This window comes from Streptobacillus felis (assembly GCF_001559775.1).
GTDB lineage: Bacteria > Fusobacteriota > Fusobacteriia > Fusobacteriales > Leptotrichiaceae > Streptobacillus > Streptobacillus felis.
The window spans coordinates 1-300 of the sequence record NZ_LOHX01000173.1 but is presented as its reverse complement, the minus strand read 5'-3'; the positions used below and the strand labels follow the sequence as shown (position 1 = coordinate 300).

Annotated in this window: 1 protein-coding gene; it reads left to right on the top strand. The window is 28.0% G+C overall.

Going from position 1 to position 300, the window contains the following annotated elements; translation table 11 throughout:
• Nucleotides 1–300, top strand: a 300-nt coding sequence (locus AYC60_RS08950) for a hypothetical protein (protein WP_197416944.1), incomplete at both ends; no start/stop codon positions are given.

Genomic DNA, 300 nt, shown 5'->3' with positions numbered 1-300 from the left:
AAAAACATTGTGAAAATAAGAAAATTAGGAATTTATATTTTTTCTATAAATCATTTTATAAGGAGGATGAAAATAGGGTTATAAATTCAGAAGTACTAGCGACTGCAAGTGTAGTTGTAAAATGTAGTCAGTGCCCTACACCAAGTAAATTTGTTACTGGAGGGATTAATACTTTTGTTAAAGGAGATATGATACTAACGGAAAATGATAAGATAATATTACCTTTTGCAACATGTGTTGCAACAAAAGTATGTAGTATAAATATATTTGGAAGTAAATGTGATCCAGTTTCAAATCTAA